This is a genomic window from Herbaspirillum autotrophicum (assembly GCF_001189915.1).
Classification (GTDB): domain Bacteria; phylum Pseudomonadota; class Gammaproteobacteria; order Burkholderiales; family Burkholderiaceae_D; genus Herbaspirillum; species Herbaspirillum autotrophicum.
Map to the genome: position 1 here is coordinate 12611 of NZ_LFLS01000041.1, position 25507 is coordinate 38117.

At 58.2% G+C, this 25507-nt stretch carries 22 protein-coding genes; 9 read left to right on the plus strand and 13 right to left on the minus strand.

What is annotated here, in order from left to right; genetic code table 11:
• The first annotated feature begins 5 nt into the window (after nucleotides 1–5).
• The 3 genes from AKL27_RS23655 to AKL27_RS23665 all read left to right on the plus strand — a co-directional run bounded on the left by AKL27_RS23655 (nucleotide 6) and on the right by AKL27_RS23665 (nucleotide 3606).
• Nucleotides 6–938, plus strand: a complete 933-nt coding sequence (locus tag AKL27_RS23655; protein WP_050465339.1) for an N-carbamoyl-D-amino-acid hydrolase — start codon at nucleotides 6–8, stop codon at nucleotides 936–938.
• Between the two features lie 135 nt (nucleotides 939–1073).
• Nucleotides 1074–2390, plus strand: a complete 1317-nt coding sequence (locus AKL27_RS23660; RefSeq protein ID WP_050465340.1) for an MFS transporter — start codon at nucleotides 1074–1076, stop codon at nucleotides 2388–2390.
• A gap of 55 nt (nucleotides 2391–2445) precedes the next feature.
• Nucleotides 2446–3606, plus strand: coding sequence for a YgeY family selenium metabolism-linked hydrolase (locus AKL27_RS23665; protein WP_050465341.1), 1161 nt, complete (start codon nucleotides 2446–2448; stop codon nucleotides 3604–3606).
• A 50-nt stretch (nucleotides 3607–3656) separates the two neighbouring features.
• Here AKL27_RS23665 and AKL27_RS23670 read toward each other — a convergent pair whose 3' ends face one another.
• On the minus strand, nucleotides 3657–4613 hold the full coding sequence (locus tag AKL27_RS23670; RefSeq protein ID WP_050465365.1) for a LysR substrate-binding domain-containing protein: 957 nt from the start codon (nucleotides 4611–4613) through the stop codon (nucleotides 3657–3659).
• 220 nt (nucleotides 4614–4833) lie between these two features.
• Here AKL27_RS23670 and AKL27_RS23675 point away from each other — a divergent pair, with 220 nt between their 5' ends.
• Complete coding sequence (locus tag AKL27_RS23675) at nucleotides 4834–6243, plus strand: FAD-linked oxidase C-terminal domain-containing protein (RefSeq protein WP_083439255.1); 1410 nt, start codon at nucleotides 4834–4836, stop codon at nucleotides 6241–6243.
• A gap of 42 nt (nucleotides 6244–6285) precedes the next feature.
• Nucleotides 6286–7587 (plus strand): MFS transporter, encoded by a 1302-nt coding sequence (locus AKL27_RS23680; RefSeq protein ID WP_050465342.1) that lies wholly within the window; start codon nucleotides 6286–6288, stop codon nucleotides 7585–7587.
• 95 nt (nucleotides 7588–7682) lie between these two features.
• Here AKL27_RS23680 and AKL27_RS23685 read toward each other — a convergent pair whose 3' ends face one another.
• From AKL27_RS23685 to AKL27_RS28215, 5 genes are all read right to left on the minus strand, one after another.
• Nucleotides 7683–8891, minus strand: a complete 1209-nt coding sequence (locus AKL27_RS23685) for a porin (RefSeq protein ID WP_050465343.1) — start codon at nucleotides 8889–8891, stop codon at nucleotides 7683–7685.
• A 283-nt stretch (nucleotides 8892–9174) separates the two neighbouring features.
• Nucleotides 9175–9429: a type II toxin-antitoxin system YoeB family toxin gene (locus AKL27_RS23690; protein WP_050465344.1), complete on the minus strand. Its 255-nt coding sequence runs from the start codon at nucleotides 9427–9429 to the stop codon at nucleotides 9175–9177.
• Nucleotides 9426–9668, minus strand: a complete 243-nt coding sequence (locus AKL27_RS23695) for a hypothetical protein (RefSeq protein WP_050465345.1) — start codon at nucleotides 9666–9668, stop codon at nucleotides 9426–9428. The genes AKL27_RS23690 and AKL27_RS23695 overlap by 4 nt, the downstream gene beginning before the upstream one ends.
• A gap of 84 nt (nucleotides 9669–9752) precedes the next feature.
• Nucleotides 9753–10184 carry a DUF4148 domain-containing protein gene (locus tag AKL27_RS23700; RefSeq protein ID WP_050465346.1) on the minus strand — a complete coding sequence of 144 codons (432 nt, stop codon included), beginning with the start codon at nucleotides 10182–10184 and terminating at the stop codon, nucleotides 9753–9755.
• Nucleotides 10100–10516 carry a hypothetical protein gene (locus AKL27_RS28215; RefSeq protein WP_198156071.1) on the minus strand — a complete coding sequence of 139 codons (417 nt, stop codon included), beginning with the start codon at nucleotides 10514–10516 and terminating at the stop codon, nucleotides 10100–10102. The genes AKL27_RS23700 and AKL27_RS28215 overlap by 85 nt, the downstream gene beginning before the upstream one ends.
• A 59-nt stretch (nucleotides 10517–10575) precedes the next feature.
• Here AKL27_RS28215 and fhuE point away from each other — a divergent pair, with 59 nt between their 5' ends.
• Nucleotides 10576–13017 carry a ferric-rhodotorulic acid/ferric-coprogen receptor FhuE gene (gene fhuE, locus AKL27_RS23705; RefSeq protein WP_232311086.1) on the plus strand — a complete coding sequence of 814 codons (2442 nt, stop codon included), beginning with the start codon at nucleotides 10576–10578 and terminating at the stop codon, nucleotides 13015–13017.
• Nucleotides 13018–13126: 109 nt separating this feature from the next.
• On the opposite strand, the gene AKL27_RS23710 is transcribed toward fhuE, so the two are convergent.
• Entirely contained in the window at nucleotides 13127–15289 is a 2163-nt protein-coding gene (locus AKL27_RS23710) for an autotransporter outer membrane beta-barrel domain-containing protein (protein ID WP_232311087.1), read from the minus strand.
• A 346-nt stretch (nucleotides 15290–15635) separates the two neighbouring features.
• Between AKL27_RS23710 and AKL27_RS23715 the strand changes: the two genes are divergently transcribed.
• The 3 genes from AKL27_RS23715 to AKL27_RS23725 are packed head-to-tail and all read left to right on the plus strand — an operon-like array spanning nucleotide 15636 to nucleotide 18132.
• Nucleotides 15636–15911 (plus strand): FeoA family protein, encoded by a 276-nt coding sequence (locus tag AKL27_RS23715; RefSeq protein ID WP_050465347.1) that lies wholly within the window; start codon nucleotides 15636–15638, stop codon nucleotides 15909–15911.
• A gap of 56 nt (nucleotides 15912–15967) precedes the next feature.
• Entirely contained in the window at nucleotides 15968–17839 is a 1872-nt protein-coding gene (feoB, locus tag AKL27_RS23720) for a ferrous iron transport protein B (RefSeq protein ID WP_050465348.1), read from the plus strand.
• Nucleotides 17840–17847: 8 nt separating this feature from the next.
• Nucleotides 17848–18132 (plus strand): DUF6587 family protein, encoded by a 285-nt coding sequence (locus AKL27_RS23725; protein WP_050465349.1) that lies wholly within the window; start codon nucleotides 17848–17850, stop codon nucleotides 18130–18132.
• 101 nt (nucleotides 18133–18233) lie between these two features.
• On the opposite strand, the gene AKL27_RS23730 is transcribed toward AKL27_RS23725, so the two are convergent.
• The 6 genes from AKL27_RS23730 to AKL27_RS23755 form a co-directional block, all read right to left on the minus strand.
• Entirely contained in the window at nucleotides 18234–19625 is a 1392-nt protein-coding gene (locus AKL27_RS23730; RefSeq protein WP_157057073.1) for a hypothetical protein, read from the minus strand.
• A 260-nt stretch (nucleotides 19626–19885) separates the two neighbouring features.
• Nucleotides 19886–21046, minus strand: a complete 1161-nt coding sequence (locus tag AKL27_RS23735) for a PepSY-associated TM helix domain-containing protein (protein ID WP_050465351.1) — start codon at nucleotides 21044–21046, stop codon at nucleotides 19886–19888.
• A 10-nt stretch (nucleotides 21047–21056) separates the two neighbouring features.
• On the minus strand, nucleotides 21057–23531 hold the full coding sequence (locus AKL27_RS23740) for a TonB-dependent siderophore receptor (protein ID WP_050465353.1): 2475 nt from the start codon (nucleotides 23529–23531) through the stop codon (nucleotides 21057–21059).
• Between the two features lie 121 nt (nucleotides 23532–23652).
• The gene (locus AKL27_RS23745) at nucleotides 23653–24666 is read right to left on the minus strand and encodes a FecR domain-containing protein (RefSeq protein ID WP_050465354.1); all 1014 of its coding nucleotides are present in this window, start codon (nucleotides 24664–24666) and stop codon (nucleotides 23653–23655) included.
• Nucleotides 24666–25181, minus strand: a complete 516-nt coding sequence (locus tag AKL27_RS23750) for a sigma-70 family RNA polymerase sigma factor (protein ID WP_050465369.1) — start codon at nucleotides 25179–25181, stop codon at nucleotides 24666–24668. The genes AKL27_RS23745 and AKL27_RS23750 overlap by 1 nt, the downstream gene beginning before the upstream one ends.
• 110 nt (nucleotides 25182–25291) lie before the next feature.
• Nucleotides 25292–25495, minus strand: a complete 204-nt coding sequence (locus AKL27_RS23755; protein ID WP_050465355.1) for a hypothetical protein — start codon at nucleotides 25493–25495, stop codon at nucleotides 25292–25294.
• Nucleotides 25496–25507: the final 12 nt, after the last annotated feature.

Genomic DNA, 25507 nt, shown 5'->3' on the forward strand with positions numbered 1-25507 from the left:
GTGTTATGCCACGTTTTATCAATGTTGCTGCCGCGCAGCTGGGGCCGATACAGCGCGCCGATTCACGCAAGGACGTGATTGCGCGCCTGCTGCAACATTTGCAGCAGGCCCATGCCATGGGCTGCCAGTTGGTGGTTTTTCCGGAGCTGGCGCTGACCACGTTTTTCCCGCGCTGGTATATGGAAGATCCGGTCGAGGTCGATGCGTTCTATGAAAGCCAGATGCCAGGCCCGCAAACGCAGGCATTGTTTGACGCCGCCGAAAAACTCGGGATCGGCTTCTACCTCGGCTATGCCGAATTGGCGGTTGAAAATGGTGTACGGCGTCGTTTCAATTCATCGATTCTGGTCGGTCAGGATGGCAAGATCATCGGCAAGTATCGCAAGGTGCATTTGCCGGGACATGCCGAGAATGAGCCGTGGCGTGCCTTTCAGCATCTGGAGAAACATTACTTCGAACCGGGCCCGTCGTTCGATGTCTGGCGCGGCTTTGGCGGCGTGATGGGAATGGCCTTGTGCAATGACCGTCGCTGGTCGGAGACCTACCGCGTCATGGGACTCAAAGGCGTGGAAATGATTCTGCTTGGTTACAACACGCCGGTACACAATCCGCCGGCCCCCGAGCATGATGATTTGTCCATGTTCCACAATGCTCTCGTGATGCAGGCCGGGGCTTATCAGAACGGCACCTGGGTAGTCGGCGTTGCCAAGGCCGGTCTGGAAGAGGGTTGTGAAATGATTGGCGGCACCAGCATCATTGCGCCGTCGGGTGAAATCGTCGCCGCCTGTTCCACCAAAGGCGATGAACTGGCCATCGCCCGCTGCGATCTGGATCTGTGTCGCTCATATAAAACCACGACCTTCAATTTTGAGCGCCACCGGCGTCCCGAAGCCTATGGCCTGATCACTGAACAGCGCGGCGCGGTTGAACCGGCCTGACTGAACTGAACACGGCGTGGTCGGTAGCTGCTGATTACTGACTGCGCTGCGATAACCCACATTTTTATAACGTTGCGGAACATTTATTGTCCGCAGGGGTAGCGCTTTGCCCAAACAAAGCGAATGGAGGATGACATGCATAAAACAGTAACTGATACGTTCGCTGCCGGCAGCCTGGCGGCGACCAATGATGATGGCTTGTACCGAAAAGTGGCATGGCGGTTGATGCCATTCCTGATGCTTTGTTACGTGGCGGCGTTTCTGGACCGGGTCAATGTCGGTTTCGCCAAGTTCCAGATGCTCGATGATCTCAAATTCAGCCAGACCGTGTACGGCTTTGGCGCCGGTATTTTCTTTCTTGGCTATTTCCTGTTCGAGGTGCCGAGCAATGTATTGATGCACCGTATCGGCGCCAAAAAAACCTTGGCCCGGATCATGATCCTGTGGGGGCTGATTTCAGCGTCGATGGCGCTCACGCAAAACGCGACCCAGTTTTATATCCTGCGATTTTTGCTGGGCGCTGCCGAAGCCGGCTTTTATCCCGGCATCATTTTGTATCTGACTTATTGGTTTCCGGCGAACCGGCGCGGGCAAATCATCGCCGTGTTCATGACCGCGGTGCCGATTGCCGGTATTCTCGGCGGCCCGCTGTCGGGCTGGATCATGGAGTCGTTCCATACCACCCATGGCCTGGCCGGCTGGCAATGGATGTTTCTGATCGAAGCGATTCCATCGATCATGCTTGGCATCGCGGTGATCTGGTGCCTGGATGATCGCATCAGCGATGCCAAATGGCTGAACCGGGAACAAAAGACGCGCCTGATCTCCAACATCGAAGCGGACAAGCAAAGCAAGGTGGAACACGTATCGATCATTTCGCTGTTCAAGGATCGCCGCGTGGTACATATGGCGCTGATTTGCTACTGCACGGTATCGAGCCTGTCCGGGCTGGCATTCTGGTTGCCTACCGTGATCAAGTCGACCGGCGTGGTGTCGTTGCTGGATGTCGGATTGCTGACGGCGATTCCGAATGCGGCGGCGGTCATTTCCATGATTCTGGTGTGCCGTCATTCCGACGCCGTGCGTGAACGGCGCTGGCATCTGATCATTCCATTCCTGGTCGGCGGCACCGGCCTGGTGCTGAGCACGATATTCGGCCATAACCCGGCACTGGCGATCACCATGCTGTCGATTGCCGCCGCCGGTTGCATGGTGTGCTCGCCGCTGTTCTGGAGTCTGCCAACCGCATTCCTCGATGGGCGCAGTGCCGCCGCCGGGATCGCCGCCATCAATGCCTTTGCCGGCCTGGCAGCCTTCATGAGTCCTTACATCATCGGTTGGATCAAGGATGCCACCGGTTCTACCGATTGGGGCATGTACTTTCTTGCCAGCTTTACTGTCATTGGCGCGGTTCTGGTGTATCTGGTGCCGAAAGACATGGTGAATAAATAAACGACATGTCCAGGTCATTGTCAGTGGCCTGGATGTTTCATGATGAGGAAACAGAATGAATGATCAGTTAAGTGATGTGGTGGCGCTGACGCAGGAAATGGTGCGCACGCCAAGTTTTTCCGGCAATGAGAGTGCAATGGCCAAGTTGGTGGCCGGGTACATGCAAGAGTCGGGTTTTACGGATATCAAGACCGATATCAACGGCTCGGTCCTGGGTTTGATCGGTCCGGCGGATGCCGATATTGCGCTGTTGTTCGACGGGCATATGGATGTGGTACCAGTCATCGGCGACTGGAAGTTTGATCCGTTTGGCGGCGCCATCGTCGATGGCCGTTTGTATGGACGCGGCAGTACCGACATGAAGGGCGGCATTGCCGCCGCTATTTGCGGGGTTGCTGCCGCAGCCAGAACCGGCCGGCTGAAAAAGCGCATTGCGGTATCGGCCAGCGTACTGGAAGAAGTCATCGAAGGCTACGCCTTGTCGACCGTACTTCAACACTGCAAACCGCAAGCGGTGGTCATTTGCGAACCATCCAGACTCAAGATCAAGGTGGCGCAAAAAGGGCGCATGGAAATACTGCTGACCTTGCATGGCAAACCGGCTCATGCCGCATCGCCGGAATACGGTGTCAATCCGTTGGCAGCGGCCGCACGCGCTTTGCTGGCACTGGAAAAAATCGAATTGCCGAGCGACGATGTGGTCGGCCAGGCACTGCTGGTGCCGACCGATATCGTGTCTGCGCCGTATCCTTCGATTTCCATGATCCCGCTGTCAGCCACGATACGATTTGACCGGCGCACATTAAGCGGCGAAAGCGAGCACGATATTCTGGCGGCCATCAGTGCTTGTCTGAATCAGGAGGGGATCCGTGACTTCCAGCTCAAGGTGACCAATGATGCCGTGCACACATTCACCGGCGAGACCGGCCATCCGGCCAGATTCTTGCCCGGCTGGAAATTGCCGGATGATGCGCCGCTGCTGACCAATACCATGCGTGCCGTGGTCGCTGCCGGCGTCGAGCCGCACATCGGTTACTGGGGCTTCTGCACCAATGGCTCCGAATCCGCCGGACGACAAGCCATTCCCACCATCGGCATCGGCCCCGGTTGCGAAGAAGATGCGCATACCATTGATGAGTCGGTAGCGCTGGAGCAGCTTGAGAAGGCGCGCGAGATATACCGTCATTTGAGTTTGCTGGCCGGCGCCGAAGGATGACACATGCCGGCCACCGACGGTAACAGACGATGGCCGGAGCGTGGCGTGAATCAGGTGCCGGTCGCGAGCAAATCGTCGATGCGCAATGACGGCCACGATCCGTCTTCGCACATGGAGTTGACCAATTGCGCGATCAGATCGGCCACGGCGCGCTTGGCGTTGGTGGCGGGGATGTTGTTCGACATGCAGATGCCGAGCGTGCGCGATACCTGTGCCGGGCTGATGCGGCGCGCCCGCAGCCGGCCCTGCAATACTTCCTGTTGCACCAGCGCCAGCGGCATGATGGTGTTGCCGCTGCCGGCTTCGACTGCACTTTTGAGAATGTGTACCGAATTGATTTCGGCACGCAGTGCGGGCATGTGCAATCCTTCCCGCATCACGGCTTCTTCGATGATGCTGCGAATGCAGTGGCTGTGTTGCAGGCCCGACAGCATGAGCGGACCTGCCAGCGCGTCTGTCAGTGACATATCGCCGGCGCCGCCCGGATTCTTTCCGGCCTGGCTGATCAGGTAAAAATCTTCTTGTGCAATCGGTCTGAAGGAAAAACCCTGCAACTGGACGTTCGAGGTAAATACCGCCAGGTCGACGCGGCCCTGCCATAGTTGTTCCAACAGATTGCCGGTCAGCTCTTCATTGATATGCAGTGAAATGTTGGGCAAGCGCGCCTGCGCCGCATTGATCAGCGGCAGCGCCAGCGCGCCCGAGGTACTTTGCGGCAAGCCGACGACGACATTGCCGAAGATGGCATCGGTCGGAAAATGCACCGCTTCGCGCGCATCGCTCATCTGCTTCAGGATGGCTTTGCCGTATTCATAAAACACTTTGCCGCTTTCGGTGGGGAACACGCCGCTGCGGCTGCGATGCAGCAATTGCACGTCAAGGTCGGTTTCCAGATCCGAGATTTGCTTGCTCAGCGCCGATTGCGCCACGAACAATCGTCCGGCGGCACGCGACACGCTGCCGCTGTCGACCACGGCGAGGAAGTATTTGATTTGCCTGATTTCCAACTGAAAGTCTCCGCGGCCGGCATCATTTCCGGCCTGTGATGGGTGTTGCCAATATGGCAATTGCGGCGTCAGGCAGGCGATGGCAGCCATCTGCAAACGAGAACGCGGGATATGCAATCGATATTACCACCGGCGATTGTTTCCGCAGTAAGCTTTGCAGCCATTCAGCCTCAGCCACAGAACCCCAGAGTTCGGCAGTGCCCCATAACGGAGATACACCATGACCACCATGCCTGCGCTCGCTTCCGCACGCGTCTTGCCCGCGCCGTTTTGCGCCGCGATGACCGCCTTGCTCGATAGCCGCTTCACGTTGTCATTGCCGGTGCGCGAGCATCACGGCAAGGATGAGTCGCCGTTCGGCATCATCGCGCCCGATGCGGTGGCATTCATTCACAGTACCGAAGAGGCGGCGGCCGTCATGCGCCTGTGCAGCGAACACCGGGTGCCGGTGATTCCGTTTGGTGCCGGCACCTCGATCGAAGGCCACTTTCTGGCACCGCACGGCGGCATCAGTCTTGATCTCAGCGGCATGAATGCGGTAGTCGCGGTCAATCCCGAGGATTTGACCGTCACGGTGCAGGCTGGTGTGCTGCGCAAGCAATTGAATGAAGAGATCAAGCATACCGGTCTGTTCTTTCCCATCGATCCCGGTGCCGATGCGTCCATCGGCGGCATGTGCGCGACCCGCGCTTCAGGGACCAATGCCGTGCGCTATCAGACCATGCGCGAGAATGTGCTGGCGCTGACCGTGGTCACCCCGGCCGGCAAGATCATCCATACCGGCACCCGCGCCCGCAAGTCCTCGGCCGGTTACGATCTGACCCGCGTCTACATCGGCAGTGAAGGCACGCTGGGTATCATCACTGAAATCACGCTGCGCGTGTATCCGCAGCCGGAAGCGCTGTCGGCGGCTGTGTGCGCATTTCCGACCATGGCCGATGCGGTGCGCACCGTCATTGAAACGATACAGATGGGCGTGCCGGTGGCGCGCGTCGAATTCGTGGATGCCTTGTCGATCCGCGCCATCAATCGTCACGACCAACTCGAACTGGCCGAGATGCCGACCTTGTTCTTCGAATTCCACGGCAGCGACAGCGGGGTCAAGGAGCAAGCCGAAACGGTGCAGCAGATCGCCGGCGACAACGGCGGCCAGCAGTTTGCATGGGCGACGCAACCGGAAGATCGCAAGAAATTGTGGAATGCCCGTCATAATGCCTACTTCGCGGTGTTGCAACTCAAGCCCGGTTGCGTGGCGGTGGTCACCGATGTGTGCGTACCGATTTCACGGCTGGCCGAATGCGTGACCGCGACCGATGTCGATTTGCAGGCCTCGGCGTTGCCATGTCCCATCGTTGGTCATGTCGGCGACGGCAATTTCCACGTCATCATCCTGGTCGATCCGGATAAGCCGGAAGAGCGCGCCGAGGCCGAGCGCATCAATGCCCGCATCGTCGAACGCGCGCTGGCGATGGAGGGCACCTGTACCGGCGAGCACGGCATCGGCCTGCACAAGATGGAATTCCTGCGCACCGAACAGGGGGAAGATGCGCTGGACGTGATGCGCGCCATCAAGCAGGCGCTGGATCCACAGAATCTGCTCAATCCCGGCAAGATATTTGCACTGAAATAATTCCCACTATAAAAACCGGCTCACCCAAATCGGAGGCAACAAATGACTGATACCACTGCAGAGGGCGTGCGTTTTCAGGATGCGAGCAACATCGACCGCATCTACAAGAAAATCACGCTGCGCCTGATTCCCTTCCTGCTGTTTTGCTACATCCTGTCGTATCTGGACCGCGTCAATATCGGCTTCGCCAAATTGCAAATGCTCAGTGATTTGCAATTCAGCGATGCCGTCTACGGTTTGGGCGCCGGCGTTTTTTTCCTCGGTTATTTTTTCTTCGAGGTGCCGAGCAACATCCTGATGCACAAGATCGGCGCCCGTCGCTGGATTGCCCGCATCATGATTTCCTGGGGCATCTTGTCGGCCGCCATGATGTTTGTTGAAGGGCCAACTTCCTTCTATGTCTTGCGCTTTTTGCTGGGACTGGCCGAAGCCGGCTTTTTCCCCGGCATCATTTATTACCTCACCCGCTGGTATCCGGCGGATCGTCGCGGTCGCGCTACCTCGCTGTTCCTGACCGCGATTGCATTGGCCGGTGTGATCGGCGGCCCCTTGTCCGGCTGGATTTTGCGCGACACCAACGGCATGGCGGGGCTGGCCGGATGGCAATGGATGTTTTTGATCGAAGGCATTCCTTCCGTGATTGCCGGTTTCTTCCTGTTGCGTTACCTGGACGATAAAGTCGAGGATGCCAAATGGCTGACCGACGCCGAAAAGCGCGAAGTCATCGCTTTGCTGCAAAAAGAAGAAGCCACCAAAACCCATTCCGCCGCCGGCAAGGCATTTGCCAGCGGTCGTACCTGGTTGCTCAGCGCGATCTATTTCCTGTTCGTGTTCTCGCTGTATGGCATCAGCTTCTGGCTGCCGACCATCATCAAGGCTACCGGCGTCACCGATGCACTCAATATCGGCTTGTTGAGCGCGGTGCCATGGGCGGCGGGCGTGATCGGCATGATCTTGCTGGCGCGCAGTGCCGATCGTCGCGGCGAACGGCGCTGGCATATCGCGATCACCTCGGTGGTCGGCGCCATCGGGTTTGTCATCAGCGTGAAATTCAGCAGCAATGTACCGATTGCCATGCTCGGCATGTCGATTGCCACCATGGGCATCATGAGCGTGTTGCCGATTTTCTGGAGCATCCCGACCGCTTATCTGGGCGGGGCGGCAGCGGCGGCGGGCATTGCGCTGATCAATTCCTTCGGTAATCTGTCCGGTTTTGTCGGGCCGTCGCTGATCGCCTGGATCAAGGGCATTACCGGCACGCTCGACAGCGGCGTCTATCTGCTCGCGGCATGTCTGCTGGCAGGCGGCCTGCTGACCTTGCTGACGTCGTCGAAATTGCGCTGAACGAAATAATCGCCCGGAAATTTGCGGGCAAGAAAAAAGCGCCGTGCATGAAAATGCGCGGCGCTTTTTTGGTTACTGCATACCGTTGCCGGTGATCAGAACGTGTGGATCATGCCGATGTTGAGGGCATTCTGGCTGTTGTCGGCGCCAGGAGTGCTGGTGCTGTTGACGCCCGGGCTGTACATATCCGAAGCGCGCAGGTTGCGATAGACACCGTACAGCGTCGTGCGCTTGGACAAGGCGTACTTGGCGCCCAGGTTGACCTGGGTCATCTTGCCATTGTCGGCATTGACGAAGTTCACGCGCGCCAATTGCACGCTGCCGATCAGCGACAGTGCCGGCGACAGTGCATAGTTCACGCCGACGTCAATGATGTTGGTCTTGTCATTGTTGATGCCGCCGACCGCGAATTGCTGGGTCGCTGCGTCAGCCACGAAGCTGGCTGCCGATGCCGCCGAGAACGAGGACGAAGCGCCGCTCTGTGCCAGCGGCAATTTCACTTGCGACCACGAACCGTGCAACTTGGCAGCGCCGAGTTGGTAGGCGGCAGCCAGTGTCCAGGTCTTCAGGCAAGTATCGCCGGCGCTGCCGACAGCGTTGGAGCACGTGGTGGCGTTGCTGGAATTGACATCGCTGGCAGCGGCTGCACCGGCGGCCGAACTGGCCTTCTTCGCCTGGAAGTAAGCCAGACCGATATTGAACGGGCCGTTGGCATATGCGCCGCCGATACCATACGACTGGCCGGTGGACGTGGACCCGGCTTGTTCGCCGAAGCCATAGATCAGGCTGCCGTAGAAACCGTTGACGTTAGGCGTGTTGTAGCGAATCGAGTTGTTGACGCGTTCGCCGTTGGTGCGGTCCAGATCCTTGGCGTGGACATTGCTGATCAAGCCGCCGAAGTCGGCCACCGAAGTGTTGGCAGCCAGATCGTCGAGGAAGTCTTTCTGACGGCCCAGCAGTACTGTACCGAAGTTGCCAGACAGGCCCAGCGTCGCGGTGCGACCGAACAACTGGCCGTTTTGGGCGGCAGTGGCGGTATCGACGTTGAAGCCGTTTTCCAGATTGAACAGGGCCTTGAGACCGCCGCCCAGATCTTCGCTGCCCTTGAAGCCGATACGGGAACCGTTGATGGCGCCCGAGTCGATGCCGGCACGGTTGCCGGTGGCAGCGCCGACGCCGGTAGCGACCTTGCTGTTGTAGGAGACGCTGGCATCGATGATGCCGTAGATGGTGACCGAGCTTTGTGCATGGGCGACACTTGCGAATGAGCCGATGACCGCCAGCGCCAGAAGAGACTTTCTCATTTTCAGAACTCCAATGATTTGTTTAATTAATATCGAAATGTGATCGATGCGATGTTGCGAAAACGCTTCACAATCGATGCTTCGTGAATTCAATTTCAAGAAGACTGTATTTATTTAAACAAATAAAGGTGATTTAAACAAAGTTTAATTTTTAATTTTATCTGTGGAATGTGTTTTTGTATCTTTTTCGCAACGATGTATTCGCCAGTGAAAAATGCCAACGGCCTCTTCATGGAAGAGGCCGGGTCGGATGTCGGATGGCAGGGGCGATACGGCAGCGGGATCAGATGTGAAAGCGGCACTGATGCACGATGATGTCATCGCGCAGGCGTTCGAAAACAATCCTGTGCTCGGCTGAAACGCGCACGGCATTGAGTCCGTGCAGATTCAGCGGCAGCTGGGTAATCTGATGACCGGGCAGCGGCTGGCCATGTTTGAGCTTGCGCAGAATGCGGCAAATCTTTTCGGCAAAGGGACGGTCGGTGGCCTGCCAGAAGTCGAGATCTTCGGCAGCGCCGGGCGTGAGCAGCAGTTTCATTCGATGTGTGCTTCCGTCAGATAGTCGGCGCGCACTTGCAGCAAGCTTTGCTGCAGCCGCTCGGCATTGACCGAGGTGGCGAACAGATGCGCGATGTCCTGCAGCGAACGCCACGTGGATTCCTTCAGAATCATCAGGTTTTCGCTGGAGTCCTGCGCAATCAGGACTTCGTCGACGGTTGCCAGTTCCAGCACTTCATCGACGTGACTGGCGAGGTAGTTTGCGCTCAGGGAATACATGCTTGCCTCAATCGGTTTTTATGTTGCAAAGCGGGTCTCCGCCATTTCCTTCATGCTGTCGTTGCCGGCCTCACCGGTCGGGCATCAATACCCCTGATACAAACCTTGCGGGTCAGGATTCTTGTTGTATTCGACCAGCTCGGCCTGCACCTGGGCGCGGGTCTTGGTCGAGACGAATTTGGGCTGGTACGGGTAATCGCTGTCGCCGACCGGCATTTCGCCGCGTGCACGGGCCTGCGCCAGTTCAGCCAGCACCTGAGCGCGGGTCTTGGTCGAGACGAATGTGGGTTGGTACGGATAATTGCTGTCGCCGACGCTCAGTTCGCCGTTGGCGCGCGCCTGAATCAGTTCAGCCACGACCTGGGCCCGGGTTTTGGAAGTAACGGTAGTTGCGGAAGATGACGCTGCTAATACAGAACCGCTGAGAACGGTCAACACAAGAGCGGCCGCCAATTGATTGATAGCCATTTTTTTCTTTCGGTAATTGACAAAAATGAGCGGTGATCCGATGCGCATGAACACACCTCGAACCACCTGTCGGCAGGGGAGTTTGTTGCTGCTTGCCGATGGACGTACTTTAATCCTTGCCAATAAGTGAATAAATGCTCGAAAAAGAAAAACGTTGTTCCATATTTGGAAATAATCTGTGAAGTGAAACTCAGGTAGATGCGCAGGCGGGCGCGCAGTTTCCTGTCTGCACGATCAGTCTGACCGGGGAAGGTGTTTACCGGCATCGCCAGAGGATGGCAGTGCCCGCGATAATGCGAGCCGTAAAACAGTAGCGCAAAAGATGCAGTACAGGATGCAGCAAGAAAATATTCCGGAAAAAAGTCAGTGCCGGGTTCCACTTTTCGTTTTTCGCTCGTCAAGGGGAGGAAGAGATCAACGAACCGGGGAATCATCCACTATGTCTGACTTGCAGTTTTCATGCCGTATCACTACTTCACGCCAGCGCATGAAGCCGCTGGCACTGGCCATTCACTTTGCCTTTGCGGCGGCGCTGACGCTGGGCGCGACCGCCGCCACGCAGGCGCAAGCGTCAACGCAAACGATGCAGTACAACATTCCGGCCGGGCCGCTGGTCGAAGGCTTGAACCGTTATGCCTTGCAGTCAGGCGTGGCGATTGCGATGGATGCCGCAGCGCTGCAAGGATTGCGCACCCCCGGTCTGAGCGGCAGTTATGGCATCGAACAAGGGTTTGCGAGGTTGCTGCAAGGCAGTGGCTACAGCGTCAGTAAAACCGCCGCCGGTTATGTCGTGCGCACGGCAGCCGCCACCGCCGGACGTCAGGATGGCACGGCGTTGCCGGCGGTTACCGTGAGTGCCGCCAGTGATCGCAGCGCCACTACCGAAGGGTCGGGTTCCTACACCACCCGCGTGACCTCGGCCGCGACCGGACTGGCCTTGTCATTGCGCGAGACACCGCAGTCGGTCACCGTGGTGACGCAGCAGCGGATTGAAGACCAGCATCTGGAAAACCTGAATGAAGTGCTGGCCAATACCACCGGCATTTCATCGAGCCAGAATGATGGCAACCGGCGCACCTATTTTTCGCGCGGTTTCGTGATCCGCAATTTTCAGTATGACGGCATCCCGACTGCGGCCACCGCCAACTGGTATGCCGGCGAATCCGAACTCGATGCGGCGCTGTATGACCGGGTCGAGATCGTGCGCGGCGCTACCGGTTTGCTGACCGGCGCCGGCGAGCCGTCGGCGTCCATCAATCTGGTGCGCAAGCACGCCGACAGCAAAGTGTTTGCCGGTGAAGTCTCGCTGGCCGCCGGTTCCTGGAACAACTATCGCACGTCGGTCGATCTGACTACGCCGCTGACCGAGGATGGCCGGATACGCGGCCGGGTCGTGGCGGCGTATCAGGATCAGGATTCGTATGCTGATTTGTATCACGTCAGGAAGAAGGTGTTTTACGGTGTCGTCGATGCCGACCTGACACCATCGACCAAACTCAGCGTCGGCTTCGACTATCAGGACAATGCGCCGAAAGGCACGGCATGGGGCGGGCTGCCGTTGTGGTACAGCGATGGCAGCAGAGCCTCATGGAGCCGCTCCGCTACGCCGGCCACCAACTGGTCATATTGGGCAACCCAGACCGAGAGCGTCTTTGCCACGCTGGAACATCGTTTTGATAATGCGTGGAAGGTGAATGCCGGTTTTACGCACAGCAGGCAATCGCTGGATACCAAATTGCTGTTTCTGTACGGCTCGCCGGACAAGATAACCGGATTGGGCATGGGAAAGACAGGTGCCATGTATCAAGGCCATCGTGAACAGGAAAGCGTAAGTCTGCAATTGAGCGGTCCGTTTTCGCTACTGGGCAGAACGCATGAACTGACCGTTGGTTATCTGGGGAGTGAGCAGAAGTATCGTTACGACTGGCGCGGTGGTGTCAACATGGCGCCGGTGGTGTTCAATGCCAACTGGAATGGCTCTTATCCAGAGCCGCAATGGGCCTCGCCGGTGACACTGGATGAAGGAAAGACCACGCAACTCGGGGTATATGGTGCCGGTCGCTTTTCTCTGACCGACCGCGCCAACCTGATTCTCGGCGGACGCTACAGTAGCTGGAATGAAAAGACTCCGGAGACCGAGCGCGACCACCGGAAGTTCATTCCCTACGCCGGCTTGACGTACGACCTGAGCAAGAGTGCGACGGTGTATGCCAGCTACACCAGTATTTTCAATCCGCAGGATGCCAAGGACCGTTCCGGCAATTATCTCGATCCCATCATCGGCAAGAGTGTTGAAATCGGTCTGAAAAACAGCTTCTATGACGGCAAACTCAATACGTCATTCGCGGTCTTCAGAATCAAACAAGACAACCTGGCACAAGCCGATGGCGCTTTCCTGGTGCCGATCACGCTGGATCAGGCGTATTACGGCGCGGCCGGCGCCACCAGTACCGGCTTCGAGATGGATGTTTCAGGTGAAGTTGCGCCGGGCTGGAATGTCTCTGCCGGTTACTCCCATTACACGGCACAGGAAGCTTCTGGCAAAACCGTCAATTCGAATCAGCCACGTACTTTGTTCCGCGTGTTCTCGACTTATCGTTTGCCCGGCAGTTGGCGTGATCTGACAGTGGGGGGCGGCGCCAACTGGGAAAGCGGCAACTATACGGATGTCATCAGCCCGCTTGGAAAAGAGCGGGTGGGGCAGGGAGCCTATGCGTTGTTCAATCTGATGGCGCGCTACCAGTTCAGCCCAAAACTTTCATTGCAACTGAATCTGAACAATGTCTTCGACAAGCAGTATTACAGCCAGATCGGCTACTATTATGCGACCGCATGGGGCGCACCGCGCAATGCAATGGCGACGCTGAACTACAAGTTCTGAGCGGGTAACGCCGGCGTGGTGGCCTGACGCCGGGCAGTCACGCCAGCGCCGGCAACCATCGGCCCCGCGTCATCCGCCTCGCGCTGCATGTGCGTTTGCGCTGCCAGCTTCAAAACAACCAGTTTGCCTTGACCGCAGCCGATTGGTTCAGATAACCGTCACGCCCCTCAATTTCATAGCGCAGCGAAACCTGCGTGTGTTGATTTGCCTGCATCGTATAACCGACCCCGGCGCTGACCAGCCACGGACCATGCGCGACGCCGGCGGTGGTAAAGCTGGCTGCCGGCGTACCGGCATAGATCGATACGATATTGGCGCGCTCATTGATGGCGTCATAGCCCAGCCCGGCGTTGGCACTCAGCCATGAACGCGCGGTCAAGGCATGACGCAGGCGTCCTTCGGCCGTCAATACCAGTGCCGCGGTAGTCGCGCCGTTGACGTGCAGATTCAGCGCATCGGCACCGGATTCATCATAGCTGCGCTGGCGCAACCAGGTGTAATCGACACGCACACCCGGCGCAAATGTAGTGCGCTCGCTCCAGGCAATACTTTTCGACAATCCGGCACCAAGGTGTGCACTGTAGCTGGCGTAGTTCGCGGTCGCGCTTCGGCTCAAGCCAGCGAAACTGATCGGTCGTACGCCATTCACGCCATGGCGGCCGACATCTGCCTGCCAGTCGACTTGCAGATCATCCGGCAAGGCACTGGCCCCATACAGCGCCAATATTTGCGAGTCTATGTCTGCGCGTTGCTGTGTACCGCTCAGATTGGTGTTGCCGTTCACGCGACTGTTGGCATAGGCCCAGGCAACGCCAATACGGCTGTCGCGATCCGGATTGCCCTCGGCGCCGATCGCCATGCCCCAGGTATTGGCAGCGAAGCCGGACACCCCCTCCTTGTCATCCTGCCGGGTCCGCGAACCGAAGGCCTTGAACCACAACTGACGATCCGTCTCGCTATCCCCGGTCGACAAGCCTGAACCCTTGCCGGCGTCATCGCTCAGGCGATTCTGCAAGACCCGGTCGAACGATGACAGCATGCCCAGCGTCGATTGCGTGACGCCGCCACTCAACAGCGGCAGCGTTTGTGCCACGGCGCGGCTGAGATCGTTTACTGCCGGCAACTGCGCAAATGCTGTCACCACCGTGTTTGCATCACCCGTTGCGGTACCGCTGACCCAGGTGTCAAGCACGCGGGCCGCCGCGGTTGCAGAATAAGTACGGCTGGCCTGCACGGCATCATATAAAGTGAGGCCCGGGATCACGATCAGGTTCACCATGTTGCCAGTCAACGCCGCGCGAAAATTGAACAGCGCAGAGTTGTCGCTGACACTGAAGGTGGAAGCATTGAGCGTACCGGCCGTGATCACCCCGGCGAGCGTCTGATTGAGGGCCAAGGTATTGACGCTGGCGACATCCACGGCAATTTTTGCGCCGGCCACGAAAGTCGCGTTGTTGCCAACCGCGAGTTGGCCGTAGGTGCCATTGCCGGATGCGCCGATAGTGAGGGTCTGGCCGGCACTCTGGGTGTAACTGTCGAAGTGCAGCGTACCTGCTGACACGGTGGTATTGCCCGCATACGTGTTGCCACCGGCAATCGTCAGGGTGCCGGTACCCAGCTTGGTCAAGCCACCGGCACCTTGCAGCACGGCCGGAGCAGCAATGCCGACATTGAAACCGGCACTGTCGATGAACGCACCACCGCTGGCAATAGTGATGTCGCCGACGGCAAAGTTGCGCAGAAAATCTGTTTGATTACCAATGGCACGCAACGTACCGCCATCGAAGATAACGCTGGCGCTCCCGCCCGCGCCTTTCCCGACATAACCGGTTTCCAGCACGCCACGGGCGCCGGCCTGACCGCTCAGCAACAGTGTTCCGGTGCCCGGCGCACCAAGAGGACCGAGGCCGATCACTACCGCCGGACTGGTGACCAGGCCGCCATTGGCGACAGACATGCTGCCGGCAGTCGCCTCCGCACCGATATAGAGGATGCCGCTATTGCTCCATTGCGAACCGGATCCCGAGACCGTGGCGGTTTCGTATTCACCACAGCTGGCAACGATGGTATTGATGCTGCTGAACGTATTTCCGCCGAGCACCTCCAGCAGGACACCGCCCCATCCCTGGCAAGCCAATGACGATTGCGACCACAGCCCGAGGGCGATCCCGGTCAGGAGCCGGATCCGGCGATTGAAAAAAGTATGCTCTGTGCGCGGCATGACGAACGGTGTCTGATCATTGTTATGGACGACGGATGTGCCGGCGACCACGATGTTCTGCGGATGCGGGCGCTTTGCCTGTCGGATTGCCCAGATCTTAACCAACTCAGAAGCAAAGTAAATACTGCAAATACAGTAGATGCCGCCAGCCATTTGCATGTGACGCGCTATATTCTGCCGGGTGAAAGACTCGGCCTGATGCTGACGGCCAGTTGCCGTTTTCAGATCTGCAAGCCTCGTTTGCGGATTACTGCGGCGGACCGGAGAGGGCGTTGCTGCGACGTTTTGTCGCAGCAAGAACATGATAATCAGCGCATAATAATGCGACTTGTTCTCGTTATCATTGTCGCTTTTCAACGCTTGTGTCAGTACCAACATCTGGCATCAAAGGTCCGTCATGTCCGAAGATTTTCCTGGCAGCGCCAGACTCTCCCATTTGCGCAAGGGTGAGCGCGCGCAGATCAGTTCGCTGCTGGCACCGCAGGGGGCAGAGCAGGCCGCCACGCATGAACGTTTGCAGGAACTCGGCTTCTTGCCCGGCGAGACATTGCGGGTGATCGCGACGGCGATTCCTGCCGGCGATCCCATCGCCGTGCGCATCGGCAACACCACCTTTGCCTTGCGTCGCCACGAAGCGGAAATGATCTGCATCGAACGTCAGATGCCAGCCTGATCCGACGCCGCACAGCTACCCCGATCTTTCATCCGACTCTTGCCGAATTTCATCGTATGCAGCAATCCGACACTATCAACCTGGCTTTGGTTGGCAACCCCAACTGTGGCAAGACCGCGCTGTTCAATCGTCTTACCGGCGCCCGCCAAAAGGTCGCCAATTATGCCGGCGTCACTGTCGAGCGCAAAGCCGGCCGCTTCGATTCCGGCGCCGGCATGTCCTACCGGATTCTCGATTTGCCCGGCACTTACAGTCTCAGCGCCCTGACCCCGGATGAATCGATTACGCGCGCAGTGTTGCTCGGCGAGCGTGCCGATGAAAGCCTGCCGGATGTGATCGTGCTGGTGGTGGATGCCAGCAAGTTGCGTCTCAACCTGAAGCTGGTGATCGAGGTACTGCGCCTGAACCGGCCGACGATTCTGGCATTGAACATGGGCGATATTGCACGCCAGCGCGGGGTGGTGGTCGATGCCGTCAAGCTGGGGCAAGAACTCGGCATTCCCGTGGTGGAAACGGTGGCGGTGCAAAAAAATGGCGTGGCCGCGCTGGTACAGGCGATTGATGACTGGCGTCTGGCCGGCGGTGATCAGTCGGCCTGGACCTCGGGTCGCTTCAACGGCGCCGAATCGGTTTCGGCCGCCGGTCGTCAGGATATCGTGCGGCGCATCCTCGGCGTCGCCGTCAGCGAACAGCCGCCAACCGATACCACCGAAGACAAGCTGGATGCCTGGGTGCTGCATCCGGTGCTCGGTTATGTCATTTTGCTGGCATTGCTGTTCACGATTTTTCAGGCCGTCTTCAGCTGGTCGGCGCTGCCGATGGATCTGATCAAGGATGGCGTCGATGGCATTGGCGCGCTGGTCGCGCAGCTGTTGGCGGATGGATTGTTGCGCAGCTTGCTGGTGGATGGCGTCATCGCCGGAGTCGGCAGCGTACTGGTATTCCTGCCACAGATTCTGATCCTGTTTTTCTTCATCTTGTTGCTGGAAGAATCCGGCTATCTGCCGCGCGCGGCATTTCTGCTGGACCGGCTGATGGGCAGTGTCGGGCTGTCGGGACGCGCCTTCATACCGCTGCTGTCGAGTTTCGCCTGCGCCATCCCGGGCGTGATGGCCACCCGCACCATCCAGAATCCGCGTGACCGGCTGGCGACCATCATGATCGCGCCGCTGATGACCTGTTCGGCGCGGCTGCCGGTGTATGCCCTGATCATCGGCGCTTTCATTCCAGCGCGCGCCATCGGCATTTTCAATCTGCAAGGTCTGGTGCTGTTCGGTTTGTATCTGATGGGCATCGTTTCCGCCATGACTGTGGCCTATGTCTTCAAGCGCGTGATTGCCAAAGGACAGGCGCAACCGCTGATGCTGGAATTGCCCAACTATCATTGGCCCAATCTGCGCAATCTGGCGCTCGGTTTGTGGGAACGCGCCCAGATTTTCGTTTCCCGCGTCGGCACCATCATTCTGGCGCTGATGATCATTCTGTGGTTTCTGTCGACCTTTCCGGGACCACCGGCAGATGCCGTCGGTCCCGCCATTCAGTACAGTCTGGCCGGCCGGATCGGGCACGTGCTGGAGCCGCTGTTCGCACCGATCGGCTTCAACTGGCAAATCGTGATCGCATTGATTCCCGGCATGGCCGCGCGCGAAGTGGCGGTCGGTGCGCTCGGTACGGTGTATGCCTTGTCGGCCACCGGCGACCAGTTGTCCTCGGCGCTGGCGCCGATGCTGGCCCATACCTGGAGTATGCCGACTGCGCTGTCATTGCTGGTCTGGTATGTGTTTGCACCGCAATGCATTTCGACCTTGTCGATTGTCAAACGCGAAACCAATTCCTGGAAACCGGCGCTGGCCATGGCCGCTTATATGTTTGCACTGGCCTATCTGGCATCGCTGGCGACGTACCAGCTGGCGCGTATTTTTCTGTGAGGAATCCCATGCAAAATCTCATCGTCGCCGTGATTGTCGTCATCGCCTGCGGGGTGGTATTGAAGCGTTATCTGCCACGCCCGGTACGATTGGCAATCGCGCGGCAGCTGGCTGACTGGTGTGCCAAAGCCGGGTGGGATGGAATGGCAATGCGTTTGCGCAGCGGCGTGGCGAGTGCATCTGCCACTACCGCCTGCGGCGATTGCAAGTCGTGTGCACCGGTGGCGAACCCTTCGAAGCCAGCGACGTTTTCGATCACACCGGAAGAATTGCGTAAAACAATCCGTCGCTGATTCAAGCAGTGGTGCGCCAGCCGAGTCGCGGCGCCATTACCGGCTCAAGATGCCGGCGGTCGCTAATCGCATGTTCCGCAGCAGAAGTGGGTCTGCTCCTGCTATTGCGCCTGAGACGGGGCGGGGAGGTTGAGTTCTCGCTTTGCCGAAAATGGATATTGCAGCTTCGGTGGTTTCAATACATTCTTGACGACATCATCGCTGAGTTTGTTTCCTTTGATCAGCGTCTCCATGTTGTCCGCAAGCTGGCTTACAAATTTGGCTTGCGCTGTTACCAGCGCCGAGTAGGCCTTTGCACTTGCAATATCTTCGCTCAGATAGTCGATACATTTAAGCGCCAGGCTGTTGGAGGCCGGCGTTGTCAAAATATTGTCCCGTTCTGCAATATAGCCAAAAACGGTAGTGCAGGTTTCACGTCCAAATCCCAATCCCAGCGTTGCAGTCACGATATTTTCGATCGCTTCCGATAATGCTTTCACGGTATCTTTATCCATCATCGACATCACCGGGATCTGCGCCAATTGAGAATTGATTGAAGTGGAACCAGCCGCTGTCAATGCCGCATTGCGGATTTTCACTTGCGCGTCATATTCGGCCTGCTTGTCTTGGGTCGATGTGGCCGCTTTTTTAGACTGCTCGGTTGCCGCTGTCGTATTCTTCTTTGCGGTATCCAAATCTGCCTGTAGCTTTTTAAAATTGGCCAGGTCCGCTTTTTCCGTTTCACTTTGCGAATCGGCGGATTTTTTGTCGAGTTTCTCCATATTGTCTTTGTCGGCAGCTATTTTTGTTTCCAGTGATTTTTGTGCTGCACTGGCTGTCACAAGCTTTTCATCGGCAGAGGTTTGTGCGCTTTTGGCGGTCTCCAGCGCGGATTTGGCGGTGGCGGTTTGATCGCTGATCTTGCTGAGACTCTCGGCATCATTCCCGGAGGTTTGGGCATTCAATATGACGTTCGGCGAGCGAACTGCGCCGGAAAGCTGCTCGATTGCCAAAACTGCAACCAGGGTGCTTTGAAATCTGCGCTGCAATGTTTCCAATCCGAATTTGGTGATTCCTCCGTTCATATGGGCTTCGCAATCGCGGTAGGTAATATCGCGCAAGGCCTGAATGGCGGAGGTTCTGATACCGATCGTGGCGGCGCCTTCGGAAAACGCCTGTTTTACGCCGAGGTCGCCTTTTCCGGCAACCGACAGGTCAATGCCGAGACTCGCAGCGAGTGCCGAAAGTGCGTCGGGACTTGGCTCGGCGCAAAAGCGCTGGTACCGCTTGGTCAGGGTCACCGTTTGGATCTCTTCGGCCTGGGTTGCTTGATTGATGGTTTTTCTTTGGATTGGAATTTCTTCGACGTAAGGAGAGGAAATGAGGACTCTTTGTTTGGCATCCATTGCAATGACCTGTACCCCGCCGCCCGAGGAATCGACGCGATGGAACGTGGTGAGATCTGCACATCCCCCGCATATGACAACCAAGAGTAAGGCCAGACCTGTGCGCATGATCATGATTCCCCCGTCAATTTATTGTTATTTCTCAGGATGCCGAATGGCAAGAAAAAAATAATACACGGCATTGATGGGCGAAATTCTACGTCAACTTTTGTCTGCTCATCTCATCTGAATGAATGAGATCCGTATTTTTTGACGCAAATCCTGAGGCGGAGAATTATCCCGACCGGAACATTTTGGCATGGCCGGCTTGATTGCTTTTTTATCATGCGAAAGTACTGCTGATATGTGTCTCTCCCGACTTCGGCGGGCTACGGCGATGGCAGTCGATGCAATTTTTGCAAGCGCGCCTGCGCCGCCTTTCTGCGCGCAAACCACAAGTACAAACCGCTGATCAGCACCACGATGGTCAGCAGGTCGAGGATGGCCCAGATGATTTTCATCGGCAGGCCGCCGTAATCGCCGAAGTGGATCGGGCGTGACACTTCGAGCGCGCGCAGATACCACGGCATTTGTACGACGGCGGTCAGTGCACCGCTGCGGGCGTCGACCATGACCGGACTGAACAGGCGCGATGTCAGCGGCGTATTGCCCTTGGCCCAGATCAGGTAATGGTAGGGCGTGGCGAACAGGTTGCCGGGATATTCGACACTGATCACGCGCATGTCGGGCACCGCCTTGCGGGCGGTGTCGAAGGCGGCATCGAGTGACGACAGGGCTGCGGGTGGCGGTGTTGGCTGGCCTTGCCACGGTTGCAGCATGGCTTGTACATCCTGACTCTGCCACAGCGAGAACAGCGGTTTGGTAAATTCGTTGAGGATGCCGCTGGCGCCGACCAGCAGCGCCCAGGCCAGGGTCGCGATGCCGAGCAGGTTGTGCATGTCGAGCCACTGCAGGCGGCGCGAGCGGTCACTGCGGATGGTGCCGAACTTCAGCTTCTTCATGAACGGGCCATACAGCACGATGCCGGAAATGATGGCCACCAGAAACAGGAATGCCATGGCGGCAAAGAACAATTCACCGGCGAGTCCGGTGAACAGATCGGTATGCAGGCGCAGCACGAATGCCAGCAGGCGCAGGCGGCCCGGTTCGTGTTGCAGGGAATCTTCCATGACGGCACCGGTGCGGGCGTCGTACTTGAGGTAATGGATGCGCTGCGGGCTATCGACTGCGATCTGATACGAGGGCGCCATGCGGATCCGCACCTGCGGTTCGGCATCGTCCATGAAGGCCGACAAGATGACGTCGGCCGGGTAGCGTCGCCGGCTTTCGGCGATCAGGCCGTCGATGCCGGCCAGCGGCGCATCGGCCGGCAGGGTGGCATACGGCGGCCCGTCGTCCAGCCATTGGCCGATCTCTTCGGTAAAGATCAGCGGCAGGCCGGTCAGGCAAATGAGCAACAGGAACAGCGAGCAGACCAGACTGCTCCAGCGATGAATCTGGTCCCACGCGTGCAAGCGGATGCGGGTCATGGCCGCGCGATTACCACTTGTATTTCACGTTGGCCAGAATCGCGCGTTCCATGCCGAACACGCAAGTGACATTGCTGGAACAACTGGCAATGGTGTTCTTGTTGGTCAGATTGCTGCCGCTGACGGTGGCGCTCCAGCCTTGCAAGGACGATGAGAGACGCGCCAGATCGTAGCGCAGCGACAGATCCAGCAAGGTCACGGCCGGCACCTTGAAGGAATTGATGCTGTCGCCATAGCTGGCGCCCATGTAACGGGCGCCGGCACCGACCTGCAAACCGGCCAGCGGCGAGCTGGTGAAATCGTAGTTCAGCCACAGCGCGGCCATGCTGCGCGGAATGCCGGCCGGTACCTTGTCCAGATTGTTGGTGTTGCTGCGGGTGTTCTTGATATCGGTGTAGGTATAGGTGGCAATCGCTTGCAGGTTTTTGGCCAGCGTTGCGCGTGCTTCCAGTTCTACCCCTTGCGAACGCACTTCGCCGGTCTGGATCTTGAAGTTGCTTTTGACCGGATCGGCAGTCAGCACATTGGTCTGGGTCAGATCGAACACGGCCACCGTGACCGAGCTGTCGGAGCCGGGCGGCTGGAACTTGACACCGGCTTCGTATTGTTTGCCTTCGGTCGGCTTGAAGGTATTGCCGGCGGCATCGGTACCGATGGCGGGCTGGAACGAAGTGGAGTAGCTCAGGTAGGGCGAGACGCCGTTATCGAACAGATACACCGCGCCGGTACGCCAGGTAAATGCGCTGGCGCTCTGGCTGGTGGATTTGCCGGTCTTGTAGGCCAGCGAACTGCTGTTGACCTGATCCTGACGGCCGCCCAGCAAGAAGGCCCAGCGATTCCAGCGGATCTGGTCTTGCGCATAGAAGCCCAACTGGCGCGTGACATCGTCGGACGAGCTGCCGTACATGAAATCCGGTTGCGGGCCGATGCCTTGGCCGTAGACCGGATTGGCGATATTGATCGACGGTGCCAGTGCATCGCCCTGACCGGTGTAGGTATGGTCGTAATGCAGACGCTGGTAATCGACGCCGAAGATGGCAGTGTGTTTGACGGCGCCGGTGTTGAAGATCGCTTGCAACTGATTGTCGACCGCCGCCGAGGTGGCGCTGCCATCATGTTTATAGGCTTCGCGGCCGATGCTCACGCCGTCGGCATTGAGTCCGTAGCTGTCATCGAGCATGCGGATGTGCAGACTGTTGCGCAACACCCGCAGGTTTTGCTTGAAGCTCCAGGTATCGTTGAACTTGTGTTCGAATTCGTAGCCGATGGATTCCTGTTCTTTTTCATAGGAATTGTAGTCGGGGTCGCCGGCAAAAAAACTTCTCGGAATGGTGACCTTGCCCGGCAACACGGTGCCGGCTGCCGGCACAAAATTGTAGACCCCGGCCTGCGGGTCTTTCTGATAATTGACGAAGGCGGTCAGATGGGTGTCGCTGTCGGGACGCCAGGTCAGGGCAGCGGCGACGGCAGTCCGCTGTTGCCGCACGAAGTCGGTCTGGGTGCCGGTATCGAGCACATTGGCGGTCAGACGATAAGAAAACTTGCCGGCCTCATCGAGCGGGCCGCCAAAGTCGAAAGCGGCTTGTTTGCGGCCATGGCTGCCGGTCTGCAACATGATTTCATGCAGCGGTGTTGCGGTCGGGCGCTTGCTGACCAGACTCAGCAAGCCGCCGGGCGAAGTCTGGCCATACAGTACCGAAGCCGGGCCACGCAACAGTTCTACCCGTTCAAACATGTACGGATCCATGCTGGTGATGTTGAAGCCATTGTTGGGCAGGCGCAGGCCATTCCAGTATTCATCAATCTGGAAACCGCGCGCGTAAATGTATTCGAGCGAATCGGTATTGACGCCGCGCTGTTCGGACACCACGCCCGGTGTATAGCGCAGCGCTTGCGGCACGCTCTGGATATTTTGCGCATCCATTTGTTCGCGCGTGACGACCGAGATCGATTGCGGGGTTTCCAGCAGCGCGCTGTCCGTCTTGGTGCCGCTGGCGCTGCGTCGGGCCACATAGCCCGGTGCCGGGCCGGTGGCGGTTTCACCATCGGCGGTGGCGGTCACGGCAATTGCCGGCAAGCTGCTGGCCGGACGCGCGGCCTCGGCCGCTGCGGTCTTTCTGAGCAAGTAGCTGCCATTGGCTTGTACGCTGGCCTGCAAGCCGCTGCCGGCGAGCAGCGTGTCGAGTCCGCTGGCGATCGAGTAGCCGCCGTGCAAGCCGCTGCTGCGCATGCCGGCGGTGGTTTCCGGTGCAAACGACAAGGTAATGCCGGCTTCGCGGCCAAAGCGGCTCAGCACGCTTTCCATACTGCCGGCCGGAATATCGTACTGACGCAACGGCGCCGATTGGGCCATGACGATTTGTGGCAACGCCAGCAGCGAAGCGGCGGCCAGCGTGCCGACGCTGATCTGGCTGATGGCGCGCGCCAGTATCTTGCGGGCCAGAGGGCGTTGAGACGGGCGCCGTGGCGCAGTAGGGTGATTCATGTCGGGACCTTTCGTTGAAGACAGAAGAGGAGTGCTTACCTCCCATGTCCCGCGAAAAATCGAAAAGGGACACGGCAACGAAAGTTTTTTAAAAATAAATGGAAATGGAGAGTGATGCAGCTCAGGAAGACTGGCCGCGCGGTCGCAGACGGACCCCGGTCACTTGCTTGCCCCAGAACCGGGTGACCGTTTCCATTTCCAGTTCCAGCATGGTGCTCAGGGTTTCCAGCAGTTTGTCGATGTCGGCCAGCGCATACGAGCCGGAGACGCGACGTGCGGCGATGGCGGGATCGCAACTGAGGGCGTAGGTGCTGTAGCGGTTGAGGTCTTTCAGGAAAGCGTCGAGGCGGATGCCGAGCGCGACAATGAAGCCGTCGGTCCAGGCAGTACTGCTTTCGATTGCCGGCAAGATCGGGGTGATCGCCGACGAGGTAAAGCTGGCCTGTTGTCCGGCCTGCAATATCAGTGATGGCGCAGCGGTGCCGCCGGGACGAATTTCGACGGCACTCTGAAAGACATTGACGTTGGTGGCCTCGTCCAGTTGTTGCACGCTGTAGCGTGTACCGAGCGCCTGCGACAATCCTTGCCGGGTTTGCACCAGGAACGGCCGCCGGTTCGGGTGCGGATCTTTGGCCGTGGTAATCAGAATTTCACCGGCCAGCAGATGGACTGTGCGTTGTCCGGCGTCGAAGTGAATATTGACGGCGCTGTTGGTATTGAGTATTACCTGCGTGCCGTCGCTCAGGGTTACGCTGCGACGCTCGCCGACGGCGGTGCGATAGTCGGCCGACCAGCGTCGCCACGGGGTTTGGTCCTGCACCATCCAGCCGGCGCCGCCGGCGAAGATCAGCACCGCCAGCGTCTTGACTGCCTGCCGGCGTCTGGCAGACGCCTTGGGTGCCAGCGTGGCGTGGGCAATCGTGGAATGCAGCGGCGACGACATGTCGTGCAACTGACCATTGAAAGCTTCGATGCGTTGCCATGCGCGTTCGTGGTCGGGATGTTGCGCGCGCCAGCGCTGGAAATTCTTGACGGTATCGGCCGGACGCGGATCGCTTTGCAAATCGATCAGCCATTCGAGCGCGCGTTGTGCCACTTCACGGGGAATGGCGCCGGTATTGCGAGCGGTACCCATCAGTTCAGGGCATCGCTGAAATAGCACTGATGCCCGGCCTTGACGATATGACGCTTGACGGTCCGCACCGAGATGCCCAGCGTTTCCGCAGTTTCGGCATGGCTCAGACCATCCAGCTGGGTCAGCAAAAAAGCGCGTTTCACCACCGGCGGCAACCCATCGAGCAACTTGTCCAGTTCAATCAGGGACTCCAGCAGGATGGTGCGTTCTTCAGGCGACAGCTCAACTTCATGCGGCGTCAGTTGCAGTGCTTCCAGATAAGCCTGTTCCAGTTTCTGGCGACGCCAGTGATTGGACAATACCCGTTGCGCAATGGTGGTCAGGAAGGCGCGCGGCTCGTTGAGCAGCGGTGGTGGTTCCTGCGATGACAAGACGCGCAGAAAAGTATCTTGCGCCAGGTCGGCAGCCTGATCCACGCAACCGAGTTTTTTTCGCAACCATGCACGCAGCCAGGGATGGTGGTCGGCATAGAGGGTACTGATGGACTCTGGCCGGGTAGCGTGGGAGGTGGTCACGGTGGAGCTCGGTTGGTTGTTATTAATGAGAATCAATCTCATTTTATATTGATCACTATTGATTTGCAACGAAATGGAAAATGCCGTCGGATGCCCGCCACAAAGGGGTTTCAGAAAAATCCTGTGAGGCAAAAAAAGTTATCAAAAGTGAATTTTTGATCATCGAAGAAAGGGGCCGGCATGTCCTTGTGCGGAGTGTACGGCGCATTCTGATGGTCTTTTTCTGCAAGACAGCGGGCAGGATTTCTTGCCTGTTCCATCAGCGCAAAGGAAACGTCCGGTAATTTTCCGGCGTGATCCGTCACCGGCTGCATCGGCCAAATTCA

Bases quoted from the DNA above. Each gene is read 5' to 3' on its own strand.
- AKL27_RS23655 (WP_050465339.1), top strand. From the start codon at position 6: ATGCCACGTTTTATCAATGTTGCTGCCGCGCAGCTGGGGCCGATACAG.
- AKL27_RS23660 (WP_050465340.1), top strand. From the start codon at position 1,074: ATGCATAAAACAGTAACTGATACGTTCGCTGCCGGCAGCCTGGCGGCG.
- AKL27_RS23665 (WP_050465341.1), top strand. From the start codon at position 2,446: ATGAATGATCAGTTAAGTGATGTGGTGGCGCTGACGCAGGAAATGGTG.
- AKL27_RS23675 (WP_083439255.1), top strand. From the start codon at position 4,834: ATGACCACCATGCCTGCGCTCGCTTCCGCACGCGTCTTGCCCGCGCCG.
- AKL27_RS23680 (WP_050465342.1), top strand. From the start codon at position 6,286: ATGACTGATACCACTGCAGAGGGCGTGCGTTTTCAGGATGCGAGCAAC.
- AKL27_RS23685 (WP_050465343.1), bottom strand. From the start codon at position 8,891: ATGAGAAAGTCTCTTCTGGCGCTGGCGGTCATCGGCTCATTCGCAAGT.
- AKL27_RS23690 (WP_050465344.1), bottom strand. From the start codon at position 9,429: ATGAAACTGCTGCTCACGCCCGGCGCTGCCGAAGATCTCGACTTCTGG.
- AKL27_RS23695 (WP_050465345.1), bottom strand. From the start codon at position 9,668: ATGTATTCCCTGAGCGCAAACTACCTCGCCAGTCACGTCGATGAAGTG.
- AKL27_RS23700 (WP_050465346.1), bottom strand. From the start codon at position 10,184: ATGCGCATCGGATCACCGCTCATTTTTGTCAATTACCGAAAGAAAAAA.
- fhuE (WP_232311086.1), top strand. From the start codon at position 10,576: ATGTCTGACTTGCAGTTTTCATGCCGTATCACTACTTCACGCCAGCGC.
- AKL27_RS23715 (WP_050465347.1), top strand. From the start codon at position 15,636: ATGTCCGAAGATTTTCCTGGCAGCGCCAGACTCTCCCATTTGCGCAAG.
- feoB (WP_050465348.1), top strand. From the start codon at position 15,968: ATGCAGCAATCCGACACTATCAACCTGGCTTTGGTTGGCAACCCCAAC.
- AKL27_RS23725 (WP_050465349.1), top strand. From the start codon at position 17,848: ATGCAAAATCTCATCGTCGCCGTGATTGTCGTCATCGCCTGCGGGGTG.
- AKL27_RS23730 (WP_157057073.1), bottom strand. From the start codon at position 19,625: ATGCGCACAGGTCTGGCCTTACTCTTGGTTGTCATATGCGGGGGATGT.
- AKL27_RS23735 (WP_050465351.1), bottom strand. From the start codon at position 21,046: ATGACCCGCATCCGCTTGCACGCGTGGGACCAGATTCATCGCTGGAGC.
- AKL27_RS23740 (WP_050465353.1), bottom strand. From the start codon at position 23,531: ATGAATCACCCTACTGCGCCACGGCGCCCGTCTCAACGCCCTCTGGCC.
- AKL27_RS23745 (WP_050465354.1), bottom strand. From the start codon at position 24,666: ATGGGTACCGCTCGCAATACCGGCGCCATTCCCCGTGAAGTGGCACAA.
- AKL27_RS23755 (WP_050465355.1), bottom strand. From the start codon at position 25,495: ATGCAGCCGGTGACGGATCACGCCGGAAAATTACCGGACGTTTCCTTT.